This is a genomic window from Azoarcus sp. L1K30, from assembly GCF_018122735.1.
GTDB lineage: Bacteria > Pseudomonadota > Gammaproteobacteria > Burkholderiales > Rhodocyclaceae > Parazoarcus.
Genome location: NZ_JAGRRD010000001.1, coordinates 2,479,551 through 2,494,653, shown reverse-complemented (window position 1 = coordinate 2,494,653; position 15,103 = coordinate 2,479,551). Strand labels below are relative to the sequence as shown.

General features: G+C 64.8%; 14 protein-coding genes. 2 read left to right on the top strand and 12 right to left on the bottom strand.

The genetic code is table 11. The features are described from left to right. Nucleotides 1-402, bottom strand: a complete 402-nt coding sequence (locus J5J83_RS11430) for an RNA-binding S4 domain-containing protein (RefSeq protein WP_212349196.1) — start codon at nt 400-402, stop codon at nt 1-3. Between the two features lie 198 nt (nt 403-600). On the opposite strand from J5J83_RS11430, the gene J5J83_RS11425 reads away from it, so the two are divergent. Together J5J83_RS11425 and J5J83_RS11420 are read left to right on the top strand one after the other, a co-directional pair. After that, the gene (locus tag J5J83_RS11425) at nt 601-1,305 is read left to right on the top strand and encodes an AzlC family ABC transporter permease (RefSeq protein WP_212349194.1); all 705 of its coding nucleotides are present in this window, start codon (nt 601-603) and stop codon (nt 1,303-1,305) included. Continuing rightward, the gene (locus J5J83_RS11420) at nt 1,302-1,628 is read left to right on the top strand and encodes an AzlD domain-containing protein (RefSeq protein ID WP_212349192.1); all 327 of its coding nucleotides are present in this window, start codon (nt 1,302-1,304) and stop codon (nt 1,626-1,628) included. The genes J5J83_RS11425 and J5J83_RS11420 overlap by 4 nt, the downstream gene beginning before the upstream one ends. A 15-nt stretch (nt 1,629-1,643) precedes the next feature. Here J5J83_RS11420 and J5J83_RS11415 read toward each other — a convergent pair whose 3' ends face one another. The 11 genes from J5J83_RS11415 to J5J83_RS22965 all read right to left on the bottom strand — a co-directional run. Further along, on the bottom strand, nt 1,644-1,889 hold the full coding sequence (locus J5J83_RS11415; protein ID WP_212349191.1) for a ferrous iron transport protein A: 246 nt from the start codon (nt 1,887-1,889) through the stop codon (nt 1,644-1,646). Nucleotides 1,890-1,900: 11 nt separating this feature from the next. Continuing rightward, nucleotides 1,901-3,874 carry a ferrous iron transport protein B gene (gene feoB, locus J5J83_RS11410; protein WP_212349189.1) on the bottom strand — a complete coding sequence of 658 codons (1,974 nt, stop codon included), beginning with the start codon at nt 3,872-3,874 and terminating at the stop codon, nt 1,901-1,903. A 156-nt stretch (nt 3,875-4,030) separates the two neighbouring features. After that, nucleotides 4,031-4,711 carry a Fe2+-dependent dioxygenase gene (locus tag J5J83_RS11405; protein WP_212349188.1) on the bottom strand — a complete coding sequence of 227 codons (681 nt, stop codon included), beginning with the start codon at nt 4,709-4,711 and terminating at the stop codon, nt 4,031-4,033. Nucleotides 4,712-4,725: 14 nt separating this feature from the next. Further along, the gene (locus tag J5J83_RS11400; RefSeq protein ID WP_212349186.1) at nt 4,726-5,841 is read right to left on the bottom strand and encodes an alpha-hydroxy acid oxidase; all 1,116 of its coding nucleotides are present in this window, start codon (nt 5,839-5,841) and stop codon (nt 4,726-4,728) included. A gap of 61 nt (nt 5,842-5,902) precedes the next feature. Further along, entirely contained in the window at nt 5,903-8,152 is a 2,250-nt protein-coding gene (locus J5J83_RS11395) for a TonB-dependent siderophore receptor (protein ID WP_249115695.1), read from the bottom strand. Between the two features lie 549 nt (nt 8,153-8,701). Continuing rightward, nucleotides 8,702-10,120 (bottom strand): efflux transporter outer membrane subunit, encoded by a 1,419-nt coding sequence (locus J5J83_RS11390; RefSeq protein WP_212349184.1) that lies wholly within the window; start codon nt 10,118-10,120, stop codon nt 8,702-8,704. A gap of 4 nt (nt 10,121-10,124) precedes the next feature. Next, entirely contained in the window at nt 10,125-12,095 is a 1,971-nt protein-coding gene (locus J5J83_RS11385; RefSeq protein WP_212349182.1) for a MacB family efflux pump subunit, read from the bottom strand. After that, nucleotides 12,092-13,324 carry an efflux RND transporter periplasmic adaptor subunit gene (locus tag J5J83_RS11380; RefSeq protein WP_212349180.1) on the bottom strand — a complete coding sequence of 411 codons (1,233 nt, stop codon included), beginning with the start codon at nt 13,322-13,324 and terminating at the stop codon, nt 12,092-12,094. Before J5J83_RS11380 ends, J5J83_RS11385 begins: the two co-directional genes overlap by 4 nt. Before the next feature lie 171 nt (nt 13,325-13,495). Continuing rightward, nucleotides 13,496-13,918: a biopolymer transporter ExbD gene (locus tag J5J83_RS11375; protein WP_212349178.1), complete on the bottom strand. Its 423-nt coding sequence runs from the start codon at nt 13,916-13,918 to the stop codon at nt 13,496-13,498. Beyond that, a complete protein-coding gene (locus tag J5J83_RS11370) occupies nt 13,918-14,667 on the bottom strand; it encodes a MotA/TolQ/ExbB proton channel family protein (RefSeq protein WP_212349176.1) in 750 nt (249 codons plus the stop codon). The genes J5J83_RS11375 and J5J83_RS11370 overlap by 1 nt, the downstream gene beginning before the upstream one ends. Before the next feature lie 2 nt (nt 14,668-14,669). After that, nucleotides 14,670-15,103, bottom strand: a 434-nt coding sequence (locus tag J5J83_RS22965) for an energy transducer TonB (protein WP_249115694.1), incomplete at its 5' end; no start/stop codon positions are given.

Genomic DNA, 15,103 nt, shown 5'->3' with positions numbered 1-15,103 from the left:
CTAACCGCGTTGCAGGCGCTCGATCTGGCGGCGATCACGCTTGGTCGGACGCCCATGCAGGCCCGTGCCCGGGGTAGCCGAGAGGGCGCGCGTCGCGCGCGCCGAGGCCCGGCGTTCGATGCTCTCGTCGGTCTCAGTATAGAGCTGGCGGGCAATCTCGGCCGAGCCGCGCCTTTCGGCAATGGCGGTGACCACGACCGTGATGGTCGAGTCCGCCAGGGTAATGTCGATCCGGTCGCCGACCTTGACTGCGCGCGCCGGTTTCACCGATGCGCCGTTCAGTTTCACCCTGCCGCCGTCGACCGCGTCGGTGGCTGCGCTTCGGTGCTTGAAGAAGCGGGCCGCCCACAGCCACTTGTCGACGCGGGTGGATTCGGACGGCGGCAGGCTGGGACCAGGCATGGGGCACGCATCGGGTAGGATGGAATTGATGATGCCAGCAAAGTGCAGCGCGATAAAGCCGGGTGTGACCCATGTGCGCGTCATGGTGGCGATGGGACGCCGCCACCGCGCCAAGGTGTGACGGTCGAATTGCATGCAAGCGTCTATGGTGGCGCGGTGTGCTGCTGATATGCTGGGCCGTTTTTTCCGGGTATCGATATGGACACCGCTTTTCGCCGCGGCGCCCGTGAGGGGTGGCGCGATTTCCTGCCGATGTCGCTCGGCCTCGTGCCGTGGGCCGTCGTCACCGGAATCGCAATGCGTTCGATCGGCATGTCGCCGGTCGAGGCCATGGGCATGAATCTGCTGGTTTATGCCGGTACCGCACAGCTGGGCACTTTGCCCCTGATCGCAACCGGTGCGCCACTGTGGCTGATCTTCCTGACGGCGATGGTACTCAATCTGCGCTTCGTGATCTTCAGCGCTGCGCTGGCGCCGGCGTTTCACGGTCACGTCTGGTCGCGGCGGGCGCGGGCCAGTTACCTGCTGGTCGATGGCGTGTTTGCCGTAGGTTCGGAAAAAATGCTTGCCAGTGACGATCCGGAGTGGCGCTGGGGGTATTTCATCGCGCCTTCGGCCTGGGCCTGGTGCCTGTGGCAGACCTTTGTGCTGATGGGTGCACTGGGCGCCGACATCATTCCGCGCGACTGGTCGCTCGAGTTCATGGTCACCATTGCCCTGATGCTGATGATGATTCCGATGGCCCGTTCGCGGCCGATGCTGGTGGCGGCGCTCGCAGGTGGGCTCGGTGCAGTGCTGCTGCGCGGGCTTCCGCTGCGCCTTGGCCTGTTTGCCGGCATTGCCATCGGTATTGCGTCGGGCTTTGTCGCCGAACACGTGCAGCAGCGGAGGGCGGGCACATGAGCGAAGGCCTCTGGTTGTGGCTGACCTTCGTCGCCATCGGCAGCACCACCGTGCTGACCCGCGGCAGCTTCATCATGCTCGGGGAGAAGGCCCGCCTGCCCAGGGCACTGCACCGCGCGCTGCGCTACGCGCCGGCGGCAGCTCTGGCGGCGCTGGTGGCGCCCGACATTCTTCTCGACGAAGGCGCACTGCAGCCCTTCAACCCGAAGTTTGCCGCTGCGTTGGTGGTCCTGTTCTTTGCCCTGCGCTCGCGCCAACCATGGTTTCCCTTCATTTTCGGCATGGGCGTGCTGATCCTGCTGCGCAAGGGCCTGGGCTGGTAGCGGAGGCCGGGAGGTTCAGGCTTCCTCGACCCAGACGTGGCGTGCGACTTCGTGTTCGAGCGCCAGTTCCATGTGGTCGCACAATACGACGGTCATCGGCTGTTGCTGTGTGACCCGGATGAGGTGTGGTGGCGACATGCCATAGGCGTGCAGTTGTTCGACCTGAAGGGGGTCGATCTCGCTGCCGAAGTCGGCGACGCGGACCTTGCGGCCAATCGGCGTACCGGTGAGGCGGATGCGTTCGGATGGCGTGGGGCTCATGACGGTCTCACTCAGAAGAACAGGCGCAGGGCATGGTTGAGTACGCCGCCGACGAAAAAGGCGGTGGGCATGATCAGCGCCAGCATCAGGGCGGTGGTACGCACGCCTTGCTCCTTGACGATCATCATCACGCTGGCGATGCAGGGCACGAACAGCGTGATGGTCACCATGCCGACCACCGCCTGCACCATGCTCAACTGATGACTGAGCGCGAAAAGCCCGGTGGCGCCGAAGTCGCGGCGCAGGAAGCCCATGACGAACGCCGCGCTGGCTTCCGGCGGCAGACCCAGCCAGCCGGTGACCAAGGGTTTGCCGGCCTCGATGATCCACGGCAGGGCGCCGGTGCGATCGAGCACGAACATGATCAGGGTGCCGAGCAGAAAAAGCGGGATGACTTCGATCAGGTACCACTTGAGTCGTCCGCCGGTCTTCTTCAACACATTGCCCAGCACCGGCATGCGCATCGGGGGCAGCTCGGTGACGAGCGGCACGCGCCGGCCCTTGACCAGTCTGCCAGCCAGCCAGCCGGCAGCGAGCAGCACCAGCACCATGGCGCCGGCCCAGATCAGGGTGGCGCCGAAGGAGATCCCGCTCAGCAGACCGAGGACCACGCCGAGCTGGGCCGAGCACGGAATCGCCAGGGCCATCAGGAAGATGGTGATCAGGCGTTCGCGCGGGGTGTGCAGAATGCGCGTGGTCAGCGTCGCCATGGTGACGCAGCCCAGGCCCAGCACCATCGGCAGCACGGCCCGTCCATTGAGGCCGATGGCCGCAAACATGCGGTTGGCGATCACCGACAGACGGGTGAAATAGCCGGAGTCCTCGAGCAGGCCGAAGGCGATGAAGAAGGTCGTGACGATGGGAAGGATCAGCGCCAGGGCATAGGTCATGCCCATCGTCCACAAGCCATACTCGCCCACCAGCAGGTCGGCGAGCCACCCAATGCCGACATGGGACCGCACCAGCGCGCTGACGGCCGGGTTCAGGATGCCGCCGAAGAAGTCCTCTTCAAGCAGGCCAACCAGGGTGCTGGCGCCAAAGACACCGACAAACAGATAGACCGCGTAAAGCACGCTCAGCAGCATCGGCCAGCCCCACAGGCGATGCACCGCGAGTTGTCCGACCAGCAGGGACAGGGTGCGATCCTTGCCGGCGGCCTGTTGCGATACGGTTCTGGCCAGCGCCTCGGCCGCGCGCCCGCGCTCGCGTGCCAGCCGGGCGGGCAGCGAATCGCGGCCGACGGCGGGTGCGAGTGAGGCGATCTCGGCCAGCAGGGCGCTGCCTTCGGGATGGCCGGCCAGCCAGGCCTCGACTTCGGCATCGCGTCCCAGCAGCAGGATGGCCAGACCGCGGGCAGCCAGTCGGGGGTGAGGCGCACGTGTCGAGATGATGTCGCTCACCCGCCCGATGACGGATTCGATCTCCGGGTCGTAGCGCAGCAGTGGCGCGGGCAGGCGGGCATGCGCCAGGGCATCCGTGAGCGGCGCGATGCCTTCACCGCCCGTGGCCACGGTGGCAATCACCGGCACGCCCAGCGCCTCGGCCAGGGCGGGGGCATCCACGCTGACCCCGCGTGCGCTGGCCTCGTCGGTCATGTTCAGCGCCATGGCCATTGGCACGCCGAGTTCGGCGAGCAGGGCGGTCAGGTTCAGCGTGCGGCGCAGGTTCTTGGCATCGCCAACCTGGATGATCAGGCGCAGGTCTTCATGCAGCAGGGCACGCACGGTTGCGCGTTCATCATCACTGCGCGAGGGCAGTGCGAGTACGCCGGGTGTGTCGAGCAGAGACTGGCCGCGATTGAAGCGGGCTGCGGCGCGAGCGACTTCGACGGTGGTCCCCGGGTAGTTGGACACGTTCACATAGGTGCCCGTGAGGCGATGAAACAGCACCGATTTGCCGACGTTCGGGTGACCGACGAGTGCCAGCGTGGTGGTCTGCCCTTCGGCGGCAAGTGTCGTATGTTCTGTCAGCGTGGCCTGGTTCATGAGTCGCCCTGCGATGGTTCTTTGCCGGAATGATAATGCATCGCATTAATGGGCGTTTGATCTGGCTCAACGCGTTCTTTATTTGCGTTCGTCCGCTGCGCCGGGATTCGGTCCCGACCGCATGAGGGTGCGGGGCAGGTACCGCACCCGGGTGGCTCAAGTCACTGCCCAACGTCGAAGCAGGTTGTGATAGACCCGCGTCAGCCTGACGAGTTCAGGGTCGTCTGCGCATGATCGTGTGAGTGCCTGAATAGCCTGGTCGAGGTCATACAGTAGCGTGCGGTCCTCCTCGCCCTGGACCATGCTCTGTATCCAGAAGAAGGAGGCGAGCCGTTCGCCGCGGGTCACCGGGGTGACCTGATGCAGGCTGCTCGACGGGTATAGCACCATGTCGCCCGCGGCGAGCTTGACGGACTGGATGCCGAACGGTCCCTCTATCTGCAACTCGCCACCCTCGTATTCGTCGGGCTCGGACAGAAACAGCGTGGCCGACAGGTCGGAGCGGATGGTGATGTCGGTGCCGCCAACGGCCATCAGCGCGCTATCCACATGTAGTCCATACGTGCCGCCGTTGCGGTAGCAGTTGAATTTCGGCGGATAGATTCGATGCGGCAATGCTGCGGAGATGAATGCCGGGTGGCTGCCCAGGCGGCGCAGGATGTGATTGCCCAGGGCGACTGCGAGCGGCGAGCCGTCTTCCAGCTGGAGATTGCGTTTGGCCGCCCGTGCGAGCGTGCCGGCCGTGTTGAGGCCGTCTTGCCAGTCGGCGCCGTCGAGCCGTTGCCTGAAGTGCGCGACTTCGTCCTTGCCGAGGACGTTTTCGATGGGTATCAGCATGGGCGGAATGTCCTTTACGCGGGTTGAAGCATGTCCGGGCCGATAGCGGCGAGGGTGGCACAGCCGGACAGGGCCATGCAGATCTCGAGCTCCTCACGCAGCGTCCGGATCAGATGTGCCACGCCGAGTGCGCCGGCGACGGCCAGGGCGTGCATCTGCAGGCGGCCGACGAGGACCGCATCGGCGCCAAGCGCGAGGGCCTTGAAGATGTCGGTACCGCTGCGAATGCCGCCGTCGAGCAGCAGCGGATAGCTGTCGCCGACGGCGTCGCGAATCGAGGGCAGTGCCGCGAGGCTGGCGGGGGCGCCGTCCAGACTGCGTCCGCCATGATTGGAGACGATGATCGCGGCTGCGCCGGCGCGGCGGAGTTCGAGCGCGTCGTCAGTGCGAAGCACACCTTTGATGACGACTGGCAGCGTCGTGTGAGCCATCAGCCAGGCAAGGTCGTCCCAGGTCGGGGCTTCGCTCATCATGCCCTGGAAGATCACGCTGTGTCCGCGCGCCAGGCGCACCTGGCCGGGTTTGGGGTAGGCGTTCAGGTTGACCGGGACGATGTCGGGCGGCATGGCGAAGCCGGCGCGGCGGGCGCGCAGGCTCGGACTCTGGATCGAGGTGTCCAGTGTCACCACGAGCGCGGTGTAGCCCGTCGCTTCGGCGCGTCGAACGAGATCCAGCGTGCTGCTTCTGAAGGGCTGGAAATAGAGCTGAAACCATTTTTCGCTGCCGGCCTGCTCTGCGACCTCTTCCAGGGAATAGGCCGACAAGGTGCTGCAGACCATGCAGGCGTCCATGGCCGCCGCAGCGCTTGCGCTGGCAAGTTCGCCTTGAGGATGGACGAGCGTCTGGAATGCTACCGGGGCCAGCATGATCGGGTGCGGATGCTCGCGGCCAAGCATGGTCAGCCGCGTGTGCCCGCTGCTCAGATCGCGGAGCAGGCGCGGACGGATGCAGTGCCGCGTAAACGCGGCGAGATTGGCTCGCAGCGTGGCTTCCGTGCCACTGCCGCCTTCTATGTAGGCATGCGCGGGGGCATCGATGAAGCGATGTGCGAGGCGTTCATAGTCTTGCGCGCAGAGAATTTCGGCCGGGATGCGGTCGGGCGTTCGGGGGGAGGGCGATTGTCCGTTCATGGCTGTGTGCCGGTGCGGAAGACCGGGCTCGACGCCCGATCTTCCTGGGTTTCACCCGCGCTCAGAAGCTGTAGTCGAGGGCTAGACGGATGTTGCGGCGGTCGCCCATGTAGGCAAACGAGCCCGAGCGATACACCGCGGTGTAGTACTTCTCGTCGGTGACGTTGCCCACATTGAGACGGGCGTTGAGTTGCTTGGACACCCGATAGTTGGCAAAGAGGTCGAGCACGGTGTACTCCGGCACTTCCAGTGCGGTTGCCGCAGCGGATTCGGGTTGCCCCGAGTATTTCTCACTCGAGTAGGTCACGCCGCCGCCGAGCGTGAGCTTTGGTGTCGCTTCGTAGCTCAGCAACAGCGACGCGGTCTTCTCGGGGAAGTTGCTCAGGCCCTTGCCCTCGTCGTCGGCAATTGCGGACTCGAGAACCTTTGACTTCATGACCGCCACCCCGAACTGGGTGGTGAGCTTGTCGGTGAGCTTTCCGGTGAGCCCGAGCTCGATCCCCTGGATGCGATACTTGCCGGTATTGATGCTGCCGGTGGACGAGTACGCATCCCCGGTCGTGTTCTCCATGACGTCGCTCTTTACCGTGCGGAACAGCGCCGCGGTCGCAAGTAGCTTGCTGTTCATCAGGTCCCACTTGGTCCCGAGTTCGAAGTTCTGCGAGCGCTCTGGCTCGCTGTTGGCAAACATGCGACGACGCTCCTCGACGGTGGTGCCGGTCGGTACGCAGATGCCGCCGTAGCCGCAACTCGCGCCCACGTCGGACTCGCCGCCGTTGAAATCGCTGGCCGTGCTGTAATTGAAGTACACGTTGGCGTGGGGCAGGAATTTATAGCTCACGCCCATGTGGCCGTTCCACAGGCCATCCTCGAGTTCGTAGGCGATCGGACCCGCCGTGCGGTCAAGCACAGTGTTGCTGTAGTCGAAGCGGTCATGACGCAGGCCACCGAATACCGTCCACTTGTCATTGAGGTCGACGGTGTCCATCGCCGACAGCGACACCGTTTTCACGTTCCAGTCCGAATCCTGCGCGCCCTTGACGACACTGCGGTTGAGCAGATGCTGCCAGTTGGTCTCGTTTCCGGTGACGGTGTAGGAGGTTGGCGTGACGGAGTAGACGCCGTTGGTGACGCTGTGATCGGAATACTCCAGGCCGAACACGAACTGATGCTTCATGCCGGCAATCTGCTGATTGAGGAAGAGGTTGAGGCTGTTCGCAAAGTACTCGACGTCCTGCCAGCCCTGGTGGGTGCTCAAGCGGGTGCCGTTGAAACCGGTGGCGAGATAGCCATTCTCGGTGGTGCCGTAACGGGTCAGGTTCTCGATGCGGACATCGTTGCTGGCGTAGTAGACCGCGCGCAGCGTGTAGGTGTCGATTTGTGACCTGAGGAAGTCTTCGTCCTGCAGATAGACCGGCACCTTGCTGACGACCTTGCCGGTGCCGCGGTTGATGTATGCACCTAGGTCGGGTGCGTCGTTTGCCTCGGCGTGATAGTAGTCGGCGGTCAGGTCGAGCTCGTCAGTCGGGTGCCATACGAAGGAGAGTGCGGCGCCGGAACGGTCACGATCCGCAGGGGAACGCTCGGGCACTTTCTGGTAGGCGTCGAGCACATTGACCCGGATCGCCATGGTGTCGCTCAGCACGCGGTTGCCGTCAAAAGTGAGACGGTAATATTCGTCGCTGCCCACACCACCCGACAATCTGGCGAAGTCGAGATCGGTCGTGGCCTGCTTGGTGACCGAGTTGACCGCGCCACCGGTGGCGCCACGACCGGCGAAAGTCGAGCTCGGACCCTTTGTGATCTCGACCTGCTCGGTGGCGAAGCTCTCGCGCACGGTCATTCCCGGATCGCGCAGGCCGTCGACGAAGACGTCACTGCGTGCTTCCTGACCGCGGATGATGTAGCGGTCGCCGAAGGCATTCCCGTTTTCGCCAGTGCCAAGGGTGATACCGGGTTGAGCCTGCAGGATGTCGCGCAGGTCGGTACGGCCACTGTCTTCGAGCTGCTTCGCGGTGAGCACGGTAATGGTCTGCGGCGTTTCCGCCAGCGGCTTGACATGGCGCTTGTCGCCCGAGGTCCGCGCCTTGTAGGGCACATCCGGCTCGGCGTTGGGGTTGGGGTCGATGACGGTATCGACGACGCGGACCGCCTCCATTTCGGCTTCCTTCGGCTTGGTGGTGGCGTCCGCCGCCGAGGCGAGCGGCATCAGCATGACGGTCGAAATGCCCAGTGCGATGGAGGTCATGCCCACGGTCGGGGCGGTGCTTGTACGGAAGCTGCGGGGTAGCATGATGCGTTGATTCTTCATTTTTTTGACCTTGTCCTCGTTATCACTAAGCGTTGCGCAGGTGCCAGCTCCGTTGCGGCTGGCGATCTTTCGGCACGTGCAGAAACCGTTGCGCAAAGGCTCTGGCTTCCGGCCGGTCGTGGTGACGGGTCGGGCGCGCACAGGCTTCGCGCGTGGCGTCGGTCGAGGGGCAGTCGTCGGAGAATGGCCGGGCAGGGGGCCGCCCGCGGGAGGCGTGAGGCTGCGTCCGTGCCAGTCCGGCGTTCGCCCAACACCTGCCGCGCCGTCGGGCTGACGGTCCGGGTACGTGTTGTGCTGCTTGGCTGGCTGATCCGCGCGGGTCGAGGACTGGCTGGCTAGTCGGATGAAGGAGGGCCGGCGCTGGACCGGCGTCCTTCAAGGAAGCGCGCGATACAAGGCTCGCTCCCTCGTCTGCGTCTTGCAGATGGAAACAATTCTCATCTTATTGTGCGTAGGAGTCAATGCTAACGAGAGTAATTCGCATTAATTTGCAGAGAGTGGTGTCGCCCGTCGGTCGCCGAGTGGATGCATCCGACGATGCCTTTGCGCTCAGCGCGCGTTCGCTTGCGCCGGGACATGCCAGCCGCCGCCAAGCGCCCGGTACAGGTCGACAGCGTCTGTCAGTCTGGCCTGACGGATAAGGGCGAGGCTGTCCTGCGCGGAGAACAGGGTGCGTTGCGCATCCAGAACACTCAGGACGTCGTCGGCGCCTTCGCGGTAGCGCAATTCGGCCAGACGCAGCGAACGTTCGGCCTCGGTCGCAACCTGTCTTTGAATGCGCTCCTGCCGGGCGTCGCGGATCGTATTGCCGAGCGCATCCTCCACTTCCTTGAGTGCGGTGAGGATGGCCTTGCGGTATTGCTCGACCAGTTCGCGCTGGCGCGAGCGGGTGCTGTCGAGCTGTGCCTGCAGTCGGCCACCGTCGAAGATGGTATGCAGGAGGGAGGCCGACACGCCGATCATGGAGGATGGGTTCGCCAGCGACAACAGGGCATTGCTCGCCACGCCGCCCGAGACAGCGAGACTGAAACTGGGCAGCAGGCTGGCGCGGGCGGCGGCGATGTCGGCGGATGCACCATGCAGGGCCGCTTCGGCCGCCGCCAGATCGGGGCGTCGCAACAACAAGTCTGCAGGCAGCACGGCGGCAACCTCCGGAATCTCCAGCGCATTGAGCGCGTCGTGCGCAAATCCCGTTTCTTGAGGGGTACGCCCGAGCAGCACTGCGAGCGCCGTGTCGGTCTGACGCAACTGATACTCGAGTGGGCCAATCGCGGCACGCTGCGCGAGTACCGTGGTGCGCTGGCGGCTGAGGTCGAGCGCCGAGGCCGCGCCGTTGCGATAGCGCGCCTCGACCACCTTGAGCACGCGCTCCGCCGTTGCAAGGTTGGCGTGCGCGATCTCGAGCCGCTCCTGGCTCGCCAGTCGCTGAAAATAGACGGTGGCAACGCTGGCCGTCATGCTCAGGCGCAGGGCATCAAGGTCGAAGCGGCTTGTGGCCAGACTGGCTTGCGCACCGGCGACGGTGGCAGCGACCCGACCCCACAGATCGAGCTCATAGCTTGCCGACAGCCTGAGGGAGGAAGACCTGGATTCACTCACCGCGTTGCTGCCGCCGTCACCATTGTCGCTCCGGTTCCAGTCCGTTCCGCCGCTTGCGCCGAGATTGGGCAAGCGTGAGGCGGCCGTGCCGCTCAATGTCAGTTCGGCCTGGACGACCCTTTCGCCCTGGATCTTCAAGTCCGGGTTCGCTTTCAGCGCTTCGCGCACGAGTGCATCAAGCGGAGCCGAGCCGAACCCACGCCACCAGTCGGCCATGATGACGTGTGCAGTGTCGGCGGGGAGTGCGGGCTCGGTCCAGTTTGCCGGCAGCGGGATGTCGGGATGCGGAACCGGCTCGACGAAAGCGCATCCGCCCATTCCGAGCGCCAGCGCGAGGACGATGGCATTGATCTGGACGCAATGTGTCATGACTTCATTCCGACGCCAGCGCGACCACGGGGTCGAGGCATGCAGCCTTGCGCGCAGGCAGGTAGCCGAAGATCAGCCCGGTGGCAAACGCGCAGCCAAACGCAAGCAGCACCGGCGGCAGCGAATACTCGATCGGGGTGTCGAAGAGTGCAATGACGGCCGCGGATCCGAGCCCAACCGCGACGCCGACGGCGCCGCCGATCGCCGAAACCACCAGCGCTTCGATCAGGAACTGCTGCAGGATATTCTTCATGCGCGCGCCTGTGGCCATGCGGATGCCGATCTCTCGGGTCCGTTCGGTGACCGATACCAGCATGATGTTCATCACCCCGATGCCGCCGACCAGCAGGGAAATGGCCGCGACCGTGCCGAGCAGGATGGTGAGCGTGTTCTGGGTGGCGGAGACGGTGTCGATGATCGAGGCCATGTTGCGGATCTGGAAGTCCTCGGCACCATGACGGGCGAGGAGGAGATTCCGCACTGCGGCCTGGGTCTGGTCGATCGCGCCCACCTCGTCGACAGCTACGGTGATGTTGCGCAGGTAGCGCTGGCCGGTGAGGCGCAGGCTGCCGGTGGTGAAGGGGACGAACACGATGTCGTCCTGATCCTGCCCCCACGGGGTTGCGCCCTTGGGCGTCATGACCCCGACGACCTGAAACGGGATGTTGTTCACCAGCAGGTATTCGCCGACCGGGTCGGTGCGCGGGAAAAGCGCATTGGCCACGGTCTGGCCAATGACTGCCACGGTAGCGTAGCGGGCTTCGTCGTCGGCGCTGAAGAAGGTGCCCCGGGCCACGCCCCAGTTGCGCGCCAGACTGTAATCGGAGGATGTGGCATTGGCGCTGGTGCGATGGTCCAGGTTGCCGGTGCGCAGCGTGATGCTGGCGCTTTGCTCGGGGACCGAGGCAAGCACGTTGGGCAGTTCGGCAATCGCCCTGACGTCTTCTATCACCAAGGTCGCCGTGGTGTCGCGACCGCGCTGGTTGGGCGCACCGGGGCGGACGTTGAGCAGGTTGGTGCCCATCGCGCTGATCTGGTTGATGACCCTCGCCTTGGCCCCGTCGCCGATGGCCAGCATGGCGATTACCGACGCCACGCCGATGACAATGCCCAGCAAGGTCAGCACCGAGCGGAAGAGATTACTGCGCAGTGCGCGCACCGCGGTGCGGGTTGCCTCGAGCACGTCGGTCATCGACGAAGTGCGATCGACATGCGGGGCGAAATCGGGCTCGGGCCCGGATGGCAGGACGGGGCCGGGATCGGAGACGATGCGTCCGTCGCGGACTTCGATCACGCGATGCGCCAGCGCCGCGACCTCGGGCGCATGGGTGATCAGGATGATGGTGTGGCCCTGAGCTGAAAGCGAGCGCAGGAGTTTCATGACATCTTCGCCGCTCTTGCTGTCGAGCGCGCCCGTGGGTTCATCGGCCAGAATGATGCGGCCGCCGTTCATCAGCGCACGGGCGATCGAAACGCGTTGTTGCTGACCGCCCGAGAGCTGGTTCGGCCGATGGTGGCCGCGGCCTTCCAGGCCAAGCGTCGCGAGCAGGGCATCAGCACGTGCGTGGCGCTCGTGCGGCGGCATGCCCGAATAGACCGCCGGGACTTCGATGTTCTCGCGCGCAGTGGCACTGCCGATCAGGTTGTAGCTCTGGAACACGAAGCCGAAGGCTTCGCGTCGCAATCGCGCGAGTTCATCGCGGTCGAGTCCGGCGACGTCCTTGCCCATGAATCGATAACGGCCACTGGAGGGGCGGTCGAGGCAGCCGAGCAGGTTCATCAGCGTCGACTTTCCTGAGCCCGATGCGCCCATGATGGCGACGAACTCCCCGGCATGGATCTGCAGGTCGATGCCGTGCAACACCCGGGTCTCGACCTCGCCATTGATGAAACTGCGGGTGATGCCGCTCAGTTCGATCAGGGGCTGCGCCCCGCGCATGCTGGCATCGATGCCGATTGGGCTGTCGCGCTTCATAAGCGCGGCGTGCGGGCGGGACGGCGTGGTGCGTCGGGTGATATTCCGGCGCCGGATACCACCTTGTCGCCTTCCGCCAGTCCGGACAGCACCTGGGCCTGGACACGGCTGCTGAGGCCGATTTCGATCGTGCGCGCTTCTATGGTGTTGTCGGGCCGCAGGACCTGCACGATCGCCTGGCGCGTGTCCTCCGCGCGTGACGGCGTGCCGTTGGACGCATCCAGGCGACGCTGGCGGCGCGCAGGCGGCTGCATCGTCAGTGCCCCCATGGGCAACTGCAGGACGTCCGCGGCCTTCGCCACAACGAAGAAGACCTGCGCCGTCATCTGTGTCATCAATACACCGTCGGCATTGGGTACGTCGAACAGTGCGTTGTAGAGGACAACGTTATTGGTGACGGTCGGTGTGGGCTCGATGCCGGCCAGGGTGCCATACCAGCGCTTTCCCTGGCTGCCGAGGGTGGTGAAATAGGCCTCCATGCCAATTCTCAGGCGGCCGATGTCGGCCTCGGAGACCTGGGTCTGCACCGTCATCGTCGACAGATCGGCCACGCGCAGGATGACCGGGGCTGACTGGTTGGTATTGAGGGTCTGTCCCTGACGGGCCGTGATCGATACCACGGTACCTGTCATCGGCGACAGGATACGGGCATACCGCAGGTTCGCCTCGTCGCCACGCAGCGTCGATTCGTTCTGTTCGATCTGGGCACGCAGGGCGTCGAGCTGGGCCGCGCTCGATGCCAATGACGCCTGCGCGATCTGCAGGTTCTCGGTGGTCGTGGCGTCTTCCTCCATCAATGCCGTCTGGCGTCGGAACTGCATCTGTGCCAGGGTCAGCTGCGCTTCGCGGTCCTTGAGCTGGGCGCGCAGGCTGCGCAACTGGGCGCGGGCCGCGTCGACACGCGACAGATAAACCGTGGGGTCGATCTCGGCCAGCAAATCGCCGGCCTTGACCTGCGAGCCGACGACGACATGGATCTTCTTCAGCTGTCCCGAGACTTGGGCGCCGACATCGACGTATTGGCGAGGCTGCAAGGTGCCGGTCGCGGTGACTACGTCTTCGATGTCGCCCCGTTGCACGGTAGCGAACTGGCGCTCGGTCGCTGGGTCGTCATGACCCGACAGGCGCGTCCAGCTCAGCCAGGTGATGGTGGCGAGTGCAAGAACGCCGACAAGGATCAGGATTCGGCGCCATCCGGAGGAATGGCGCAATGCGGATGTGACGGACATGGAGCTCCCGGAAACGGTCTATGCATCGTACAGACCGTACTGTGCGCAAAAGGATCGTCGCACAGGTCAGTCGAGATGATATCCGGGAAAACGGGGTCTCGCTGCACGCTGCGCGAGCGCGGCTGGATGCCGCGCTCGGATGCCAGATGGCGCCGGGCTGCGCCCTGCTGGTCAGGGCTGCTTCGGCGGGACGGTAATGAACCCCATTTTCTCGATGCCTGCCTCACGCGCAGCAGACATCACTTCGGCCAGTTTCTGATAACGGGTGTCGTGGTCGGCTCGCAGATGCAGTTCCGGCTGCGGACTGAGCGCTGCTGCCGCCTGCAGGCGCGAGGACAGATCGGTTTCTGCCAGCGGCTGGTCGTTCCAGAATAGCCCACCGTTGGCGTCGAGCGCGAGCGTCACGGTCTCGGGCTTTTCGAGGTTGGGGGTGCTGGATGCCTGGGGGAGATCGATCTTGACCGAATGCGTCAGCAGCGGCGCAGTGATCATGAAGACGATCAGCAACACCAGCATCACGTCGATCAGCGGAACCATGTTGATCTCGCTGGTCGGCATGCGCTCGCTACCCTGATTGAAACCTCCGAAGGCCATCACGCAGTCTCCGGTGCCAGCGCCGCGGCGCTGTTGTGCCGGGTTGGGCTGCGGCTATCGAGCGGGGTGATGCGTGCGCCGGTGGAAAACCATGCGTGCAGGTCGTGCGCAAAGGCATCCAGTTCGGACAACTCGACCCGATTGGCGCGAGTGAATGCGTTGTAGGCAAGCACCGCCGGGATGGCGACAAAAAGGCCGAAAGCGGTCATGATCAGCGCCTCGCCGACCGGGCCCGCGACTTTGTCGAGGGTGGCCACGCCGGAAACCGAGATATTGACCAAGGCATGATAGATCCCCCAGACGGTGCCGAACAGGCCGATGAACGGTGCGGTCGAGCCGATCGACGCGAGCATGGTGAGGCCTGACTCAAGTTGCGAGGTCGACATCGAGATCGACTTGCGCAAGGCGCGGGTGACGAATTCGTCTGTGTCCAATGTGCCGCCGAGGGTTTCGCGGTGGTTGTGCTGGCGCAAATGCTCCGCTGCGGCGGCGCCCTGATGCGCGAGGGCCTCGAACGGGGAGTCGGGCGCCTGTTCGTTCAGGCGCTGCAGACCCGATTTCAGACTCGGAGCGGCCCAGAACGCGTCTACCGCATCGTCGCTGTGCCGTGCGCGAAGCTGGCGCAGGCTGCGCACGAGAATCAGGTACCAACTGGTCATCGACATCAGCAGCAGGATGGCTGCGACGGCACGAATGGCGAGATCAGACTGTCCCCACAGGTGGGCCAGGCCAAAGGCTTGGGTTTCCATGCTCAACTTCCTTCAAGTTTGAAAATGATCGGCACCAGTACTGCCGCTTCGACGGCGCGGTCGCCCTGGCGTGCCGGGACGAAGCGCCAGCGTTGCACGGCGCCGCGTGCAGCTTTGTCAAGACGGTCGGACCCGGAGCTTTGCGCGAGTTCGATCTGCTTCGGTGTCCCATCTGCAGACACGGTCACGCGCAGCACCACCTTGCCCTCTTCGCGCATTCGGCGCGACAACTGCGGGTAGGCAGGGGGCGGGTTGTTCAGGTAGTCCGCGTCGAAACGCGCCATCGTGGCGGGTTCGGGCGCGACGGCGGGCGCCTTGCTGGGCTGCGCCGGGGCGCTTTCCGGGGCTGCAACCGGCGCGGGCGCAGACATCGGCGCGGGTGCCTGCACCGGTGTGGAGACGAGCTCGGGAGCGGGCGTACTGACGACTGGGGGGG